The organism is Brachybacterium timonense, assembly GCF_900258505.1.
Lineage (GTDB): Bacteria > Actinomycetota > Actinomycetes > Actinomycetales > Dermabacteraceae > Brachybacterium > Brachybacterium timonense.
Genome location: NZ_LT984895.1, coordinates 1,778,402 through 1,795,325 on the forward strand (window position 1 = coordinate 1,778,402; position 16,924 = coordinate 1,795,325).

A 16,924-nucleotide genomic window follows, 5' to 3' on the forward strand; every position below is an offset into this window, starting at 1 on the left:
CTCCGCATAGGTTTTCACGCCCATCAGCGGTCCCTCCCCTGCCGGATATCGCGCAGGGCACGTTTGATCTTGCGCGGCGCCACGCCTCGCTCCCCCAGCTGCTCGGGGCTCCAGGTGGAGTCGCTGCCGCCGAAGCCGTCGTTCTCTGGATGATTCAGCTCCTCAGCATCCCGAGATCCGGGGGCAGGCCGCGTGGTTCGCTGCAGCGGTTCGGTGCCGCGTGCCACGCGGCGGCTGGTGAGCAGGAACCCGGTGTGCGCGTTCATACGATGCTCCGGCCGCACGGCAAGGCCTTCCAGATGCCAGGGCCGCACGAAGGACTCCCAGGCCGACGGCTCCGTGAACAGCCCACTAGCACGCAAAGCCTCTGCGGTGCGGGACAACTGCGTCACGGTCGCGACATAGGTGAGCAGCACACCGCCGCTGACCAGCGCCTGCGCGGCAGCGTCCACGCATTCCCAGGGGGCGAGCATGTCGAGCACGACTCGATCGGCCACGGGCCCGTCGGCGGATTCTTCGAGGGCGACATCCTGAAAATCACCGATGCTCAGACGCCACGCCGGGTGTGGCGCACCGAAGTAGGTCTCGATGTTCTCGCGGGCCACCTGCGCGAAGTCCTCGCGGCGTTCGATGGAGTGCACGGAGCCGTCGGGGCCCACAGCCCGCAGCAGCGCGGTGGTCAGGCCGCCGGAACCCACGCCGGCTTCGAGCACGCGGGCGCCGGGGAAAATGTCGGCCCACATGAGGATCTGCGCGGAGTCCTTGGGGTAGATAATCGCGGCGCCACGCGGCATGGACAGCATGTAGTCGGCGTACAGGGGGCGCAGCGCCTGATACCGGGTGCCATTGGAGTCGGTGACGGTGCTGCCATCGTCGTGCCCGATGAGGTCGTCGTGGCGCAGCACGCCGCGGTGGGAGTGGAACTCGCCGCCGGGTTTGAGGGTGATGGTGTGGAGTCGGCCACGGGCGTCAGAGAGTTGGACCTTGTCGCCGAGTTCGAAGGGTCCGGTGCGGTCGAGGCCGCGGCGTGGTGCGCGCGGAGCGGGGCCCTGGCCTGGGGGTGTCGGCGTATCGGTCATGCGGGCAAGTCTAGGCGTGAGGTCTGACGGATCGAGTGCCGCGCAGAGCGGCGTTCGCGTCGGCGGTGAGGAGATGTCCGAGGGTGGCACCCTGCTCGTCCACCACGATGTATGCGGCGTGGGGGTAAGACAGCATGTGGGTGATCATGCGCCGCCCGGTGCGGTCCACGCTGATCGTGCCAGCGCTTCCCAGCGGTGCACACACAGCGCTGAGCGGGGTGTGCTGCTGTTCCGTGTCAGGCACAGCACGCAGAGCATCAGGCTGCGGGAAGAGCGCGATACCGATGCGGCCGCGGGGCCCGTGCTGCGGGTCGATCACGATGCCGCCGGCCGGGCTCCAGGCGCTGACGGGTTCGTCCGGCGAGAGAATCGGGCCGGGGTGCAGCAGCGTGCGGACGTTCAGGGAATCGGCGCGCTGGTCCATGCGCGCCTGCTGAAGGGCGCTGCCTGCACCCTGCCAGAGCAGTCCCGCGATCAGCACGGCCCACAGCAGCACCAGCAGGGACGCTGTATCGAGATGGCCGCGGCGGTTGATGCTGACGAGCGGCAGTGCAATCACGGCGATGGCGATGAAGCGCCCCAGCCAGGCGGTGACGACCGTGGCTCGAGCACGGTCGCGGAACACCAGCGCGAGGATGCCTTCGAGGGCGCGCCCGCCGTCCATCGGCAGCCCAGGCAGCAGATTGAACACGCCCAGGGCGAGGTTCAGCCATGCGGTCGCCCCGAGCACCGCCACCAGGTCGGAGCCACCACCCGACCCTCCCCCATCAAGCACCGCGAGACCTGCGCGTATCAGCGCGACGATGAGGAAGTTCGCTGCGGGGCCGGCCAGGGAGATCACGATGGAGGCGCCCGGGCGGAGCGCCTCTGCCCGGTACTGGGTGTGCCCGCCCCACAGAGTCAGGGCGATGTGGTCCACCTGAGCACCGAAACTGCGGGCGGCAACGGCGTGGGCGATCTCGTGGGCGAGCACACACAGGATCATGAGCACCGCGATGATTCCGGCGAGGAGTGCCGCCTGGGCACTGCTGCGCTCGCCGGGAACGACGAGGGATGGCTGAATCATGGCGCCGAGGATCAGCACGGTCGCGACCGTACCGAGGCTCACGCGGATCGGCGGCAAGCCTGGCAGTTGCAGGGTGGGGTGAGGCACGGTCCTATGATGGCGTGATGAGTCGGATCGCCGTGACCGCTTTCAGCGGATGGAACGACGCCGGCGAGGCGGCCAGCAGTGCTGCGCAGCATCTGCTGAGCATCTGGCCTGCGCGCCCAGCCGGATCCGTGGACGCTGAGGAGTACACCGATTTCCTGGTGAATCGGCCGACGGTCTCGGTCACGGAGGATGGGCGGCGCAGCATCGAATGGCCGGATACGCGACTGTGGATCCTCTCTCCGCCTGAGGGGCCGGAGGTTGTGGTGGTGCTCGGCCCGGAGCCGTCGGTGCGATGGAAGTCATTCTGTGATGAGGTGCTGGAGCAGCTTCAGCTGTTGAATGTCACACGTGTGCTGAGCCTCGGGGCGCTGCTGGCGGATGCGCCGCACAGCCGGCCGTTACCAGTGACGGATGCGCTGGAGCTGCCGCCGGAGAAGCCACTGGAGAACCGCGAGGTGTATGAGGGGCCGATCGGGATTCCGACGATCCTCGCACGGCGCTTGGTGGAAGCGGATATCGAGACCCGCAGCATCTGGGTGCAGGTGCCGCACTATGTCGCTCAGAACGCTTCGCCGAAGGCGGCACTAGCTCTCCTCTATCGGGTGCAGGATCATCTGCCAGCAGAGATTGCGTTCGGTGATCTGGTGGAGGAGGCGCAGAGCTGGGAACGCAGCGTGGATGAGCTCGCGAGCACCGATGAGGATGTGGCCGAGTATGTGGCGCGTCTGGAGCGAGCACAGGACGCGGCTGAGCTGCCGGAAGCCTCGGGGGATGCGATCGCGCGGGAGTTCGAGCAATTCCTGCGCCGACGGGACGAGGACTGATCAGCTCAGCGCGGCCCGGTGGGGCTGACGGGGTCCGAGCAGCGCGATGCCCGCCTGGGCTCAACGGCGGGCCAGCCGACGGGGTCAGTGCAGTGCGATGCCGAGCAGGGCATCGACAGCGGCGGGGACGTCGTCGACGTCCGGATCCACGGGAACATCCAGGCCCAGGTTCTCCGATTCCCCGCCGCATGCCCAGGCATCAAGCAGTCTGAGTGCACGCGGCGTGTCGAGGTCATCTCGCAGGGCATCTCGCAACGCGGCCACAACGGCAGCACTGCGCGCGTGGTGCTGCGCGGCGTGGCGGTAGCGGGCCAGTCGCTCCGTGGCCTTGTCGAGAGCCGCGGCGGTCCATTCCCAGTCGGTGCGGTAGTGGTGCGCCAGCAGCACGAGTCGGATCGCGGCGGGATCGGTGCCCTGGTCAACGAGACGGGAGACGAACTCGAGATTGCCGAGCGATTTACTCATCTTGGTGCCATCCAGCGCCACCATCCCTACGTGCGCATAGAAGTGTGCCAAGGGTCGTCCCAGTGCTGCGGCGTGAGCGGCGCTGAGGTCGTGGTGAGGGAAGATCAGGTCGCGTCCACCGGCCTGCACGTCGAACGGCAACCCGAGTCCGTGGTGGGCGATACACACGCATTCGATGTGCCAACCCGGTCGGCCGGTGCCGAGCACACCAGCGTCCCAGGCAGGCTCGCCCGGGCGCTGCGCTTTCCACACGAGGGGATCCAGCGGGTCACGTTTGCCGGGCCGGTCCGGGTCGCCGCCGCGTTCGGCATAGACCTCGAGCATCTGTTCGCGGCTCCACCCGGACACGCTGCTCTGCGCCTGGTCGATCCCAAGGTCCTGGTACCAGTCAACGCCGTCGACGTCGTCGTTGGGCAGACAATAGAGGCGACCGCGGGCGTGCAGATCCTGCGCGGTGGCGATGATGCGGTCCATCGCCTCGCTTACGGCGTCGTAGGTCTGCGGCGGGATGATGCGCAGGGCCTGCATGTCGCGGGCGAACAGGTCGATCTGGCGGCTGGCGAGTTCACGCCAGTCCTGCTGGTCACGCTCGGCGCGTTCGAACAGTGGATCGTCCACGTCGGTGATGTTCTGCGCGGCCTGGACCTGCCAACCTGCGTCAAGGAAGACCCGGTGCATGAGGTCAGCGGCGTGGTAGGTCATGGCGTGGCCCATGTGTGTCGCGTCGTAGGGCGTGATGCCGCAGGTGTACAGGCGGATGATCCCGGGCGTAATGGGTCTGACCGGGGACACCCGTCCACTGCGGGTGTCGTAGAGCCGGGGGCCGATGCCGCTGCCAGGCAGGGCGGTAACCAGCGGAGCTCTCCAGGTGCGCACCCGACAATCATACGGGGCGGCACGTGTTCCGCATCGGGTGTCAGGCGCCGGCCAGCGGATCCAGGATTCCGGCGCCGAGCAGTACGAACAGCAGCAGGCCTGCACCGATGCGGTAGATCACGAACACCATGTAGGAGCGGTTCTCCACCAGGCGCATGAACCACACGATCACGGCGTAACCCAGGGCGAAGGCCACAAGGGTGGCGATGATGATGGCCGCGAGCGACGGTTCACCGGCTGCAGCGGCGGCTTCGCGGCCCTGGGCGGTCAGCAGTGGGGGCACGTCCTTGGCTGCTTTGTACAGGCCGGAGGCGAACACGGCGGGCACGGCCAGCAAGAAGGCGTAGCGCGCGGCAGCCTGCCGCGTGTAGCCCATGAGCAGACCGGCAGTGATGGTGCCACCCGAGCGGGAGACGCCCGGGATCAGGGCGAGCGCCTGGGCGAGTCCGTACAGGATGCCGTCTTTCACGGTGAGTTGGTGCAGTTCCTTGCGCTGCACGCCGATCCTGTCAGCGATACCCAGCAGGATGCCGAAGAGGATCAGCGTGGCTGCAGTGATGTAGAGGTTGCGCAGAGCGTGATCGATCTGGTTCTCGAACAGGAGCCCAAGCACGCCAATCGGTATCGACCCGATGATCACCAGCCAGCCCATGCGCACGTCGGGGTCTGACTGCGGAACCTTTCCTGCCAGTGCCCGGAACCACCGGCTGATGATCCGCGTGATGTCTTTCCAGAAGTAGAGCAGCACCGCCGTTTCGGTGCCGAGCTGGATGATCGCGGTGAACGCGGCACCGGGGTCCTGCCCAGGATTCAGCATTTCTCCGACCACGCGCACATGTGCGCTCGAGGAGATGGGGAGGAATTCGGTGAGAGCCTGGACGATGCCCAGGATGATCGCGTCGAGGAAGCTCACGGGCTGATCCCTTTCTCGTGGGGTCGCCTCGTGATGCGGCGGCCCCTGCGGGCGCGTCAGGTCCGACGTGCGCCGGACACATTACGCGGCGCCAGCTCGGTGAGCGGGCGCCGCGCGGGGCGAGTCGCGATCCGGGTGCAGATCACGACCGTTGAACGACGTCAGGAATTCGGATCCGCACCGAGGTCACCGCCGGGAGGTGTCATCCTCGTCGTCATCCTCGTCAGCCTCATCATCGTCGTCCCAGTCCTCATCGTCCTCGTCGTCGTCATCGTCGAGGTCGTCCAGGTCATCGAGATCGTCGAAGTCATCCCAGTCGTCGTCATCGTCGTCATCGTCCCCGTCGAAGACAACAAGCGGGGTGGCGATGTCGTAGGCCTCAAACAGAGCGTCGTCGTATACCTCGAAGGCGCTGGTGAGCCTGTCGGTGGCGGCGTCCAGGGCGGGGTCGTCATCGTCTCGCGAGGACGCTGCGGCTTCGTAGTGGCGTTCGAGCGCCGCGATGAGCGCGGCGAGGGCGGTGCGAGGATCCGTCGTCATGCCGTGAATCTACAGGCCTCTGCCCGGTCATTCCAGCGTTTCGGCGGCGGCCATCTGTGATGCCACGCCCCCGACCGCGCGGCGCGGCACAATGAATACCCACCAGCCGGTCATCCACAGTCTCACGGGCCCCGCGCCACACGATCCCGTCGCATGCTGCAATGGACCGACCATGCCCACCCTGGTTCTCCTGATCGTCTATGCGGTGCTGTACACACCGCAGGCCATGTTGCTCGCTTACGCCGACGGCGCAGAGCACAGGCTGCCCAATCGGCAGGTGTTAGCCCTGACCACCACCGTCACCGTCGCGCTCGCCGTCACAGCTCTTGCACTCCCTCAGCTGCGTGCACCACTGCAGGCGGCGCTGGTGCTCGCTGCCGTCGTGACTGTGGCGGCGGTGCTGATCGCACTATTCGCTCCCCCACTGCTGGGCATGGGCGATGCGAAATGCTGCTTCGTGGTGACCCTGATGGCCACCGTTCTCGGTGGCGACGTATTGCTGGCAGGCGCCGCATCCGCAACTCTGCTGGCTGGGCTGTTCGGCTCCGCCGTCATGCTGCGCAGCCGCACACCGGGCACAGCAATCCCCGTCGGCCCCATCCTGCTGGCCGCCCCAGCGCTCGGCCTCATCACCGGACCCTGGCTGACATCCGCAACCGGAATCAGCTGACCACCGCCCCGTCACGCATCCACACTGCTCACACGGCGCCAGCGAACCCCTGCTGGCGCCACGCCTCATACACGGCGATCGATGCGGCATTGGCAAGGTTCAGCGAACGGCGTGCCGGGAGCATCGGGATCCGGAGCCGGGCCGTCACGCGAGGATGTGCCATCACATCGTCGGGAAGCCCCGTCGGTTCACAGCCGAAGAGCAGCACATCATCGTCCCTGTACTGGATCTCCTGATAGCCCATGCTGCTGTGACCGGTGAACGCGAAGACACGGCAGCCCTCGAGCGCAGCAAAAGCGTGTTCGATCGTCGGATGGATCGTGAGATCCGCAAGATCGTGATAATCCAGGCCCGCGCGGCGGAGCTTCGCATCCTCGAAATCGAATCCAAGCGGCTCCACCAGATGAAGCCGGGCACCGGTCACCGCGGCTAGTCGAATCGTGTTCCCGGTATTGCCGGCGATACGCGGCTCGTGGAAGAGAATATGCACCACGTAGGCTCCTCGCTTCGACGGTGCGCAGCGCCCCTGCGCTGCACAACGCAGAACCCCGGGTCCGAAGACCACGGGGTTCGTTCGTGTCCGAGGGGGGACTTGAACCCCCACGACCTCAAGCGGTCACTAGCACCTCAAGCTAGCGCGTCTACCAATTCCGCCACCCGGACAGGGCAGTCACGACACAGACTGTCATGACGACTCGTAGAGGCTAGCACGACACCACTGCCATGGCGCCACCAGAGCACGCTCAACGGGCCTGTTGGTGGCGACGATCACGCGCCAGCGCGCCTCCTCGACGACCACGTGAAGGGCTTCGCTCAGCGCCCTGGGCTATCCACACTCTCCGCATCCGCCACGACAGCGCGGGTCGCAGCGAACATCGCCTCAACCGGTGCCTGGGTAATTCCGAGCATGGAGCGCAGCTGCATATCGGCTTGATGCACAAGCATGTCGAGTCCGTCGGCCGTCGCGATTCCCCGGGAGCGCAACAGCGCAGCCAGCGGCGGCGGGCTCGGGTCGTACAGCACATCGAGGACAGCCTGGGCCGACGTGGGCAACGCGATGGTCGCCCACGCCTCCACCAGGGCCTCGGTTCCCGGCAGGGCGAGCGCCGACACTACGGCGTCGGCCTCAAGCACACGGTGCGAATCCGCCCAGTCGATCCGCGCCAGTTGCAGTCCCAATCGTTCAGCGACCGGTGCAAGCAGATCGATCTTCCCCCGGTCCCGTGCGGAAATCAGAGCCGTGGATGCGCCTAGCTGCGCCCCTGCAGACAGCGCTGAAGCTGCCGTAGCCCCCGAGCCGAGAATGCCCAGCGTGCTGATCTTCTCCACACCGTGGTCGCGCAGTGCCTGCGCAATGCCGTACACGTCATGGTTCTCGGCCCGCCAGCCACCAGACGGCAGACGAAGCAGTGTGTTCGCGACCCCAAGCAAAGCACTGGTGGAATCATGCTCCTCGGCCAGCGCGAATGCCTCGGCCTTTCCCGGCATGGTGACACTGAACCCGTCGATCCCCGCGCACGGCCCGTCCCCGCGGAGCGAGGCGGCGAGCCGTCCCGCACCGATCTCGAAGCGGGTGTATTCCGCATCGTCGATGCCGAGTTCGACGTACGCGGTCTGGTGCAGAAGCGGGGAGAGTGAATGCTCGACCGGCGATCCCACCACGGCGAAGCGTCGCATCATCCGCCCTTCGATTCCGCCCATGCTCGCCACTGCGCAACATTCTTCTGGTGCTCGGCGTAGGTATCGGCGAACTTCGTCTCACCAGTGTCGGTGTTCACCGTCACCCAGTACAGCCAGGTGCCCTCCGGCGGGTTCTGCGCTGCCTCGATGGTCGCAGCTCCCGGGTTGGCGATCGGACCAGCGGGCAGGCCGTCGTGGAGGTATGTGTTGTAGGGGTTGTCCGCCTTGCGTTCCTCCGGTGTGGTCGAGATGGCCTCGCGGCCCGTGACGTACGCGATCGTGGAGTCGAGCTGAAGCCTCATGGGCTTACCTCCCGCTTCGCCGACACCCGCAAGACGGTTCTCAATGGCGCGCACCACCTTGCCGTAATCCTCCGCGTCACGCGCCTCTTTCTCCGCGATAGAAGCCAAGGTCAGCACCCGATGCCAGTCTTCCTTGGGAATGTTCCGCTCGGTGAGTTGCTCCTCCATCGCACCCCACATCATCGCGATGACGTCCCGCGCCGACGCATCCTCCGGGATGTCGTACCGGCCCGGCCACAGATAGCCCTCAAGGCTGTTCGCCGGATTCTTCGGGATGCCGAACGACGTGTAGTCCTTCGCTTCCTTCTCGAAATCCTCGACGGGAATCCCGGTGGCTTTCGACACCCGTTCCCAGACCTTCGACGTTCGTACGCCCTCGGGGATGATCACGCGATGGCCCGCGAGCGAACTGGGATCCAGCAGCATGGTCAGGGCATCCCCAGCTGCCATCTGCTTCTTGAGTCGATACACGCCGGGTTCGATATTCGCTGCATCCGGGGAGTTCGAGAACACCGTCACGAAAGGGCCCGTGGACTTGATGACGTCCGCCTCCACCAGCTTCTTCGCAATATCAGTGCCGGTGTCACCCTCCTCGACGTTCACGAGCGCCTCGCCACTTCCGGGCCCCGGGTAGTCCGTCTCCTCCGATTCGAGGTTCACGTTCGAGGTCACCCAGTTGTAGCCGTACACGCCTCCCGCACCGATTCCGAGGACAACGAACAGCACCAGAACGAGAGGCAGGAAACGCGTTACGGGCGAGCGTCGCTGCCCGCGGCGGCGGCCCCGTCTCTTCTCACGCCGCTCCTCCGCCTGCTCATCGACGAGGTCTTCGAGCGTCAGGTCATCGTCCCGGTCAGCCATCGGTGTCCTCCTTCACGGATGCACCCGTCTGTCCTGCGCGGTCGGTGGCTTCCACCGCCTCACCAGCGCGTCGACCCGTGCTGCGTTCGGTCTCCAGGGCAGTCTGCAGAATCGTCACGGCTGCCACCTGATCAACGACCTCACGGTGGCGACGTCCACGACGGCCCGACGCATGCATCGCTCGATGCGCTGAGACCGTACTGAGTCGTTCGTCGACAAGACGCACCTCCACAGCCAGGAACGAGTCCCGCAGCGAATCGGCGAGTTCCTGCGCGAACACTCGCGCCTTCGCCGCCGCGGGGCCTTCCGAACCGTTCAGGGAGCGCGGAAGTCCGACCATGATCGCACGAGCTTCACACTCGCGAACCTGCTCAACGATCTGTGACATCGCTGTGTCCCGCTCAAGCGTGGCGATTGGCGTGGCGATCAGACCGTCACGATCGCTACGGGCCAGGCCAACGCGGACGTCCCCGACATCCACGCCCAGTCGCACACCGCGCAGCGCATCCTCCTGCCCGCTCATGCGGGCTCGGCGATCGCGGAACGCACCGCGTCCAGCGCGGCACCGGCCTTCGCGGCGTCACCCCCACCGCCCTGGGCCAGATCGGGTTTGCCGCCACCCTTGCCGCCCATCGCGCTTGCACCGAGTTTCAGCAGGGCACCGGCGGCATGACCCGCCTCCCGTGCAGCCGCGTTCGTGGCGACCACAAGAGCAGCCCGCCCATCCTGCGCACCGGTCGCTGCGACCACAACAGGCTGGTCCTCACCCAGACGAGACCGCAGGTCGATGACGAGTGTGCGCAGGTCACCGGCAGCCACGCCCTCACCCGCGTCATGAGTGAGCAGGAGCACGCCGTGCACGTCGGTGGCAGCGTCAACCAGACGGCCAGCCTCTGCCTGCAACTGGGCGCCACGCAACGCCGCGAGCTCTTTCTCGATGTCCTTCACTCGCTGGGTGAGTGAACGCACCCGCTCGGGGACATCCTCGGCGGAGACCTTGAGGATCTCGGACAACTGCGAGACCAGCGCCTTCTCCTTGGCATGATGCCGGTAGGCGGACAGCCCCACAAGCGCATCCACACGACGCACTCCCGAGCCAATCGACGACTCCCCCATCAGATGCACGGCGCCGAGCACGCCCGTGGAGTCCACATGGGTGCCGCCACACAGCTCACGCGACCAGTCCCCGCCGATCGAGACAACACGCACGATGTCGCCGTACTTCTCACCGAACAGCGCCTGAGCGCCCAGTGCCTTCGCCTCATCAATCGGCATCTGCTGATCGGTGACAGCGAGCCCCTCCTGCAGCAGCGTGTTCACCCGACCCTCGACCTGGTCAAGCACAGATGCGGGCACCGCCTGCCCATACCGGAAGTCGAAACGCATCCGCCCCGGAGAGTTCTCCGAACCGGCCTGGGTGGCACCCTCGCCCAGCTCCTCACGCAGCGCCTGATGCACCATGTGCGTAGCGGTGTGGGCGCGGGCAATCGCGCCGCGACGCTCCGTATCGATCTCCGCCACTGCGCCATCACCGGGCGCCACGGTGCCCTCGACCAGGCGGCCCCGGTGGACGGTCAACCCCTTCACGGGAGCCTGCACATCATCCACTTCCACCAGGCCACCGCCTGCCAGGGCGATCCGGCCCTGATCGGCAAGCTGACCGCCGGCCTCGGCGTAGAACGGCGTCTCGGCCAGCACCAGTTCCACGTCGGCCGGAGCCTGTACGGAATCCACCAGGGCACCATCCACCAGAACAGACTCCACCGTCGTGGCGACAGTGGACTCGGTGTACCCCAGGAAGGTGATCGGGCCACCACGGCCACTCAGCAGCCGGTTGTAGAGCGCGGTATCGGTGTGGCCGCTCTTCTTGGAGGCGGCATCGGCGCGGGCACGCTCGCGCTGCTCCTGCATGGCGGCGCGGAAACCGGCCTCATCCACGCTGAGCCCTACTTCGTGCGCCATCTCGAGAGTCAGATCGATCGGGAAGCCGTACGTGTCGTGCAAACGAAACGCGTCCGTACCCGGAACAGTGGTGCTGCCCGACGCTGTGAGGCCACCGACGACCTGGTCGAAGATCGTCGTGCCGCTGGTCAGCGTGCGCCGGAAGGAATCCTCCTCGGTGTGAATCACCTCGGCAATGCGCGCGAAGTCTGACTCCAGCTCGGGGTAGGACTCGACCATGACGTCCTTGGACACGGGCAGCAGCTCAGGCATCGCTGGCTCATCGTGGCCCAGCAGACGCATCGAGCGCACGGCGCGTCGAATCAGGCGGCGCAGCACATAGCCGCGTCCCTCGTTTCCGGGGCGCACACCATCGGCCACCAGCATCATTGATGAGCGAACGTGATCAGCAATCACACGCATACGCACATCAGCCTCGGCATCCGCGCCATAGCGGAGGGACGTGAGCTCCTCGGTGCGGGCGATCACGGGGAAGACCTGATCGGTCTCGTACATGTTCTGTTTGCCCTGCAGCAGGTACGCCAGGCGCTCGATGCCAAGCCCCGTATCGATCGATTTCTGGTCGAGCTCGCCGAGCAGCGGATAGTCCGCACCTGTGCCGGCGCCGCGCAGGAACTCGTCGAACACGAGGTTCCAGATCTCCAGGTAGCGGTCGCCACCGGGATCCACGGCGCCCCCCGTGGCCTCGGGACCGAACTCGGGGCCGCGGTCGTAATGCCATTCGCCGCAGCCGCCAGCGGGGCCAGGCTGACCGGTGGACCAGAAGTTCTCTTCCTTCGGCAGCCGCACGATGTGGCCGGGGTCCAGTCCGATGACCTTCGTCAGGTGGTCGTAGGAGACCTGGTCGTGTTCCCACAGCGTGATCCACATGCGGTCGGGCTCCAGGCCGAATCCGCCGTCCTCCTGGGAGGTGGTGATCAGTTCCCAGGACAGATCGATCGCGCCTTCTTTGAAGTAATCGCCGAAGGAGAAGTTTCCCGCCATCTGGAAGAACGTGCCGTGACGGGTGGTGCGGCCAACATTCTCGATGTCATTGGTGCGGATGCACTTCTGCACGCTTGCAACCCGCGGCCACGGCGCCTGCTCGGTACCGACGATGTACGGGATGAACGGCACCATGCCGGCCACCGTGAACAGCAGCGAGGGGTCCGAGGCCACGAGGGAGTCGCTCGGGGCGATGTGGTGGTCCTTCGCGCCGAAGTGGTCAAGGAACCGACGGCGGATCTCAGCGGTGCGCATGGAAGCAGGGTCCTTCCTGGGACGGACGGGGCTGGTCAGGTCAGACACGACAGCCCCGGTCAGGGTACCGGAGTACACCTGCCGGGGCTGTCGTGACTCCCGCGGTCGTGGCGCGGGACGGTGATCCGGGGGTGGATCAGCGAGCGTAGTACTCGACGACCATCTGCACGTCGCAGGTCACGGGGACATCGGCGCGCTTGGGCTGCGAGACCAGCTTGGCCTTGAGCTCCTCCAGCTCGACCGACAGGTACGACGGGGTCGACGCGAGCACGTCGGAGTTCCCGCCCTCAGCGGCGATCTGGAACGGCTCCATGGCCTGGGATTTCGGCTTGATCTGAATGGTCTGGCCGGGCTTCACGCGGAACGACGGGCGGTCCACGATCTGGCCGTCGACGAGCACGTGACGGTGGGTGACAGCCTGGCGAGCCTGCAGGATGGTGCGGGCGAAGCCGGCGCGCAGCACCAGGGCGTCCAGGCGGGACTCGAGCAGCTCCACCATCGACTCACCGGTCAGGCCCGGCATCTTCTTGGCGTCCACGTAGGCGCGGTGCATCTGCTTCTCACGCAGCGCGTACTGAGCGCGCAGACGCTGCTTCTCCTTCAGACGCACCGCATAGTCGGACTCGGTGCGACGACGGGCACGACCGTGCTCACCCGGGGGGTAGGGCCGCTTCTCGAAGTACTTGACCGACTTCGGGGTGAGCGGGAGGCCCAGAGCACGGGACAGGCGCGCCTGCCGGCGCGCACGCATGACGTTGGTCACGAGGTTTACCTCAGTTTCGTGTGTGGTGAATCCAGTAAGGCAGCCGCGGATTCAGCGCAACACTGTATCGGAGGCGCGTGCTGCGGCTCAACGCAGTGCGGTCATCGGCACGCGAGTCGCACTGTGGAATCGATCACTCACTGCCGCGCAGGATTCGTCGCAGGGCGCTGACCCGTTGAGCGGTCACGGATTCGGCGCCGATCTGCTTGGGCTCGTAATAGTCAACACCCACCAGGTCATCCGGCGGGTACTGCTGACTCAGGACGCCATGCGGGGCGTCATGCGCATACCGGTAGCCCTCGCCGTGGCCGAGCGTCGATGCGCCGGCGTAGTGGGCGTCGCGCAGCGCCGGCGGCACGGCGCCGCCGCGGCCGGAGCGCACATCTGCGATCGCGGCATCGAGCGCCTTATAGGAAGCATTCGATTTCGGCGCAGTCGCGATGTGCACCACAGCCTGGGCGAGCGGGATCCGCCCCTCCGGCATGCCCAGGAACTGCACGGCCTGCATCGCCGCGACCGCCACCTGCAGCGCTGTCGGATCAGCCATCCCCACTTCTTCGCTCGCGGCGATCACCACGCGACGAGCGATGAACCGGGGATCCTCCCCCGCCTCGATCATGCGGGCCAGGTAATGCAGCGCCGCGTCGACATCACTGCCGCGCATCGACTTGATGAACGCGCTGGTGATGTCGTAGTGCTGGTCACCGGCACGGTCGTAGCGGATCGCCGCCCGATTCACAGCCTGGGCGAGGATCTGGGCGTCGATCTCAGTGCGCTGCTCCATCAGCGCGGCGCTCGCCGCCGCCTCGAGCGAGGTGAGGATCTTGCGGGCATCACCACCGCCCAGCCGTAGCAGCGCCTCCAGAGCGTCATCAGTGAGAGTGACGGCGCCGTCGAGACCATGAGGGGAGGTCAGCGCGCGGTCGACCAGAACAGCGAGGTCATCGCGGTCCAGCGACTCGAGCGTGAGCACGATGGAGCGCGACAGCAACGGCGAGATGACCGAGAAATGCGGGTTCTCTGTCGTGGCCGCTACGAGCGTGACCCAACGGTTCTCCACCGACGGCAGCAGCGCATCCTGCTGAGACTTGGAGAACCGGTGCACCTCATCAACGAACAGCACGGTTTCTCGACCGGTGGTACGCAGACGGCTGCGCGCCGCATCGACGACGTCACGCACCTCCTTCACACCGGCGAGCACCGCACTGATCTCCACGAACTCGCGGTTCCCGCTCGAGGCCACCACATAGGCGAGGGTGGTCTTCCCGGTGCCGGGCGGTCCCCACAGAATCACCGAACTCGGAGACGTGCGTGAGTCGTCGGCGGCCACGAGACGGCGCAGCGGGCTTCCCGGAGAAAGTGCTTTCTTCTGGCCGACGATCTCTTCAAGCGTGCGCGGGCGCATCCTTACCGCCAGCGGGGCACGATGGTCCCGGTTGCGATCCGAGAGCGTACGCGGTGCTGGCTCATCACCCGCGACGGAGAAGAGGTCGTCGTCCATAGATCCAGGGTAGGCGGGGTGCTCAGGCCGTGCGGGCGAGCTCCCGAGCGATCCGACCTGGCCAGCCTGGCCCTTCGTAGATGAGACCTGTGAAGCCCTGCACGAGATCTGCTCCAGCTGCCAGACGCTTGGTCACATCCGCCGATGTGGTCACTCCACCGGCGCTGATCACCACCATGTCACGCGGCAGCTCCTCGCGCAGCAGGTGCAGCACGTGGAGTGCGCGGCCGCTCAACACCGGCCCGGAGAGCCCACCCGCCCCGATCTGCTCGATCTGGCCGCGCGGGCTGCGCAGTGACGTGGGCCGCTCCACCGTTGTGTTGGTGGCGATCACGCCGGCCAAGCCAAGCTCGCGCACCAGGTGTGCCACGGCCCGCACGTCGTCATCGTGCAGATCCGGGGCAATCTTCACCAGCACCGGCACATCGCGTCCGGTGCGAGCACGGCAGGCCTGCGACTCCTCCTGCACCGCTTCCAGCAGCGGTCGCAGCGCGTCAACGGACTGCAGATCCCGCAAGCCTGGCGTGTTCGGGCTCGACACGTTCACCGCGAGGTAGTCGGCGTACGGGGCGAGCAACCGGGCGCAGTCGCGGTAGTCGTCTGCTGCATCGGCGAGCTCGGTGGTGCGGTTCTTCCCGATGTTCACGCCGACCACGGCATCTCTGCCTGCTGCACTGCGTCGTAGGCGCGCGAGGCGACGGGCCATTGCCACGGCCCCCGCGTTGTTGAAACCCATCCGATTCACGAGCGCATGATCGTCCATCAGACGAAATGAGCGCGGGCGGGGGTTGCCCGGCTGCGGTCGCGGGGTCACGGTCCCCACCTCGACGTGGCCGAATCCAAGGGCGATGAGCGCCCGCACGGCTTGTCCGTCTTTATCGAAGCCGGCGGCAAGGCCCACGGGGCTCTCGTGTTCACGGCCGAGCACCGTGCGGCGGGTCGGTGTATTCGCCTGACCTCTGTGGTGAAACACGGCGCGCAGCACCGCGCAGCCGCCGGGAACCACCTGGGCGAGTCGCAGCGCGTCGATCACCGCGTGGTGGGCCCACTCGGGGTCGGTGTGCTTGAACAGTGTGCGGAAGAGGAATCGGTAGATCGTGGGCTCATCCGTGTCCAGTGTGTGCATGGTCTCCTCGCCCGCTTCGGGGTGCTCGTGACGTCTCCGTGCTTTAACGGTGCATCCGTTATCGGTGTGCGCGCTGTTCCGGGTCTGGGATCCGCGCCGCATCCCGGTGCGAGGGGTCACTTCCCGTCGGCGACATGCAGGGTGCTGCGTCGTTTTCCGGCCGCCGACCGTGCGCGACAGATCAGCACTCCTGCGAGCACGGGAAGCAGTGCCGGGACGAACCCGTACCCGATTCCGTACTCGGACCATACAGTTGCCTCCGGGAACCACGCCGGGACCAGAAGCGACATCGTGCCCACAGTGAACACACCCACCAGCTCGACCACCACGAGCGCCACGGCTGCGCATGACGCTGGTCCGCGCCTCAGCAGCACGATGGTCATCGCGATGTAGGTGAGTGCGGCGAGCAGGGACAGCAGATACGCGAGCGGTGCACGCTCAAAATCTCGCAGGATTTGTACCAGGCTTCGTGCCGTGGCTGACAGCGCAAAGATGCCATACACGATCAGGAGCACCAAGACCGGACCGCGGGCCGATGTGGGGGGCTGTTTCATGCCGCCGCTCCCCCATAGATCCCGACGCCAGAGCCCAGAGCTGAGGTGACGCCATACGCCGCTGGCCAGATTTGTCCGAGCCGCACTTGCAGCACGATCAGGGTGCCCACAGCGACCGCGATCACGAGACTGCCGTAGCGCGAACGCTCGAACACCCCCAGCCAAATACCTGCCACCGGCAGCATGAGGCCCGTGAGCGCGTAGCCGTAGAGCGTGATCCGATCCGGTGGGGCGCCGCCACCCAGATCCTGCACGAGCAGCACGACCCCCTCGAGACCCCAGACGAGGGCGGCCAGCAGCGCCGCGCCCAGCAGCACCAGATCGGCCGCGAGATCCTTGACCACGTAGTAGATCGCGAGCAGTGCTGTCAGCGCGCTCACGACGTGAACGGTGATCACCAGGACCGTCATCGATGC

17 protein-coding genes and 1 tRNA gene are annotated in these 16,924 nt (G+C 66.5%); 2 read left to right on the plus strand and 16 right to left on the minus strand.

The genetic code is table 11. The features are described 5' to 3' along the window. Positions 1-23: 23 nt before the first annotated feature. Both C8271_RS07865 and C8271_RS07870 read right to left on the minus strand, forming a co-directional pair. Positions 24-1,079, minus strand: coding sequence for a tRNA (adenine-N1)-methyltransferase (locus C8271_RS07865; protein ID WP_106506834.1), 1,056 nt, complete (start codon positions 1,077-1,079; stop codon positions 24-26). Positions 1,080-1,089: 10 nt separating this feature from the next. Then, positions 1,090-2,232, minus strand: coding sequence for a site-2 protease family protein (locus tag C8271_RS07870; RefSeq protein ID WP_106506835.1), 1,143 nt, complete (start codon positions 2,230-2,232; stop codon positions 1,090-1,092). A gap of 17 nt (positions 2,233-2,249) precedes the next feature. On the opposite strand from C8271_RS07870, the gene C8271_RS07875 reads away from it, so the two are divergent. Beyond that, complete coding sequence (locus C8271_RS07875; RefSeq protein WP_106506836.1) at positions 2,250-3,056, plus strand: PAC2 family protein; 807 nt, start codon at positions 2,250-2,252, stop codon at positions 3,054-3,056. An 84-nt stretch (positions 3,057-3,140) separates the two neighbouring features. Here the strand turns inward: C8271_RS07875 and mshC are convergent, their stop codons facing one another. From mshC to C8271_RS13860, 3 genes are all read right to left on the minus strand, one after another. After that, positions 3,141-4,397 (minus strand): cysteine--1-D-myo-inosityl 2-amino-2-deoxy-alpha-D-glucopyranoside ligase, encoded by a 1,257-nt coding sequence (mshC, locus tag C8271_RS07880; RefSeq protein WP_106506837.1) that lies wholly within the window; start codon positions 4,395-4,397, stop codon positions 3,141-3,143. A gap of 40 nt (positions 4,398-4,437) precedes the next feature. Then, positions 4,438-5,310, minus strand: coding sequence for an undecaprenyl-diphosphate phosphatase (locus C8271_RS07885; RefSeq protein ID WP_106506838.1), 873 nt, complete (start codon positions 5,308-5,310; stop codon positions 4,438-4,440). Between the two features lie 186 nt (positions 5,311-5,496). Beyond that, positions 5,497-5,850, minus strand: coding sequence for a DNA primase (locus C8271_RS13860; RefSeq protein WP_170957831.1), 354 nt, complete (start codon positions 5,848-5,850; stop codon positions 5,497-5,499). A 172-nt stretch (positions 5,851-6,022) separates the two neighbouring features. Here C8271_RS13860 and C8271_RS07895 point away from each other — a divergent pair, with 172 nt between their 5' ends. Then, on the plus strand, positions 6,023-6,520 hold the full coding sequence (locus C8271_RS07895) for a hypothetical protein (RefSeq protein ID WP_106506839.1): 498 nt from the start codon (positions 6,023-6,025) through the stop codon (positions 6,518-6,520). Between the two features lie 28 nt (positions 6,521-6,548). Here the strand turns inward: C8271_RS07895 and C8271_RS07900 are convergent, their stop codons facing one another. The 11 genes from C8271_RS07900 to C8271_RS07950 all read right to left on the minus strand — a co-directional run bounded on the left by C8271_RS07900 (position 6,549) and on the right by C8271_RS07950 (position 16,918). After that, a complete protein-coding gene (locus C8271_RS07900) occupies positions 6,549-7,013 on the minus strand; it encodes a tRNA (cytidine(34)-2'-O)-methyltransferase (protein WP_106506840.1) in 465 nt (154 codons plus the stop codon). A gap of 84 nt (positions 7,014-7,097) precedes the next feature. Continuing rightward, positions 7,098-7,183, minus strand: a tRNA-Leu gene (locus C8271_RS07905). 150 nt (positions 7,184-7,333) lie between these two features. Continuing rightward, positions 7,334-8,200 (minus strand): shikimate dehydrogenase family protein, encoded by an 867-nt coding sequence (locus C8271_RS07910; protein WP_245921046.1) that lies wholly within the window; start codon positions 8,198-8,200, stop codon positions 7,334-7,336. Next, on the minus strand, positions 8,197-9,363 hold the full coding sequence (gene mltG, locus C8271_RS07915; protein ID WP_106506841.1) for an endolytic transglycosylase MltG: 1,167 nt from the start codon (positions 9,361-9,363) through the stop codon (positions 8,197-8,199). The genes C8271_RS07910 and mltG overlap by 4 nt, the downstream gene beginning before the upstream one ends. After that, entirely contained in the window at positions 9,356-9,886 is a 531-nt protein-coding gene (ruvX, locus tag C8271_RS07920) for a Holliday junction resolvase RuvX (protein WP_106506842.1), read from the minus strand. Before ruvX ends, mltG begins: the two co-directional genes overlap by 8 nt. Then, positions 9,883-12,564: an alanine--tRNA ligase gene (gene alaS / locus C8271_RS07925; RefSeq protein ID WP_106506843.1), complete on the minus strand. Its 2,682-nt coding sequence runs from the start codon at positions 12,562-12,564 to the stop codon at positions 9,883-9,885. The genes ruvX and alaS overlap by 4 nt, the downstream gene beginning before the upstream one ends. 136 nt (positions 12,565-12,700) lie before the next feature. Then, the gene (gene rpsD, locus C8271_RS07930) at positions 12,701-13,327 is read right to left on the minus strand and encodes a 30S ribosomal protein S4 (protein WP_106506844.1); all 627 of its coding nucleotides are present in this window, start codon (positions 13,325-13,327) and stop codon (positions 12,701-12,703) included. A gap of 133 nt (positions 13,328-13,460) precedes the next feature. Further along, on the minus strand, positions 13,461-14,828 hold the full coding sequence (locus C8271_RS07935) for a replication-associated recombination protein A (protein ID WP_106506845.1): 1,368 nt from the start codon (positions 14,826-14,828) through the stop codon (positions 13,461-13,463). A 22-nt stretch (positions 14,829-14,850) separates the two neighbouring features. Next, a complete protein-coding gene (locus C8271_RS07940) occupies positions 14,851-15,954 on the minus strand; it encodes a quinone-dependent dihydroorotate dehydrogenase (RefSeq protein WP_106506846.1) in 1,104 nt (367 codons plus the stop codon). A gap of 116 nt (positions 15,955-16,070) precedes the next feature. Continuing rightward, positions 16,071-16,508, minus strand: coding sequence for a hypothetical protein (locus tag C8271_RS07945; protein ID WP_106506847.1), 438 nt, complete (start codon positions 16,506-16,508; stop codon positions 16,071-16,073). Beyond that, positions 16,505-16,918, minus strand: a complete 414-nt coding sequence (locus C8271_RS07950; RefSeq protein WP_212591335.1) for a hypothetical protein — start codon at positions 16,916-16,918, stop codon at positions 16,505-16,507. Before C8271_RS07950 ends, C8271_RS07945 begins: the two co-directional genes overlap by 4 nt. Between the last annotated feature and the right edge of the window lie 6 nt (positions 16,919-16,924).

What these genes read in the sequence shown, in the direction of transcription:
- C8271_RS07865 (WP_106506834.1), bottom strand. Translation starts at nt 1,079, where the DNA reads ATGACCGATACGCCGACACCCCCAGGCCAGGGCCCCGCTCCGCGCGCA.
- C8271_RS07875 (WP_106506836.1), top strand. Translation starts at nt 2,250, where the DNA reads ATGAGTCGGATCGCCGTGACCGCTTTCAGCGGATGGAACGACGCCGGC.
- C8271_RS13860 (WP_170957831.1), bottom strand. Translation starts at nt 5,850, where the DNA reads ATGACGACGGATCCTCGCACCGCCCTCGCCGCGCTCATCGCGGCGCTC.
- C8271_RS07895 (WP_106506839.1), top strand. Translation starts at nt 6,023, where the DNA reads ATGCCCACCCTGGTTCTCCTGATCGTCTATGCGGTGCTGTACACACCG.
- C8271_RS07910 (WP_245921046.1), bottom strand. Translation starts at nt 8,200, where the DNA reads ATGATGCGACGCTTCGCCGTGGTGGGATCGCCGGTCGAGCATTCACTC.
- mltG (WP_106506841.1), bottom strand. Translation starts at nt 9,363, where the DNA reads ATGGCTGACCGGGACGATGACCTGACGCTCGAAGACCTCGTCGATGAG.
- ruvX (WP_106506842.1), bottom strand. Translation starts at nt 9,886, where the DNA reads ATGAGCGGGCAGGAGGATGCGCTGCGCGGTGTGCGACTGGGCGTGGAT.
- alaS (WP_106506843.1), bottom strand. Translation starts at nt 12,564, where the DNA reads ATGCGCACCGCTGAGATCCGCCGTCGGTTCCTTGACCACTTCGGCGCG.
- C8271_RS07935 (WP_106506845.1), bottom strand. Translation starts at nt 14,828, where the DNA reads ATGGACGACGACCTCTTCTCCGTCGCGGGTGATGAGCCAGCACCGCGT.
- C8271_RS07940 (WP_106506846.1), bottom strand. Translation starts at nt 15,954, where the DNA reads ATGCACACACTGGACACGGATGAGCCCACGATCTACCGATTCCTCTTC.
- C8271_RS07945 (WP_106506847.1), bottom strand. Translation starts at nt 16,508, where the DNA reads ATGAAACAGCCCCCCACATCGGCCCGCGGTCCGGTCTTGGTGCTCCTG.
- C8271_RS07950 (WP_212591335.1), bottom strand. Translation starts at nt 16,918, where the DNA reads ATGACGGTCCTGGTGATCACCGTTCACGTCGTGAGCGCGCTGACAGCA.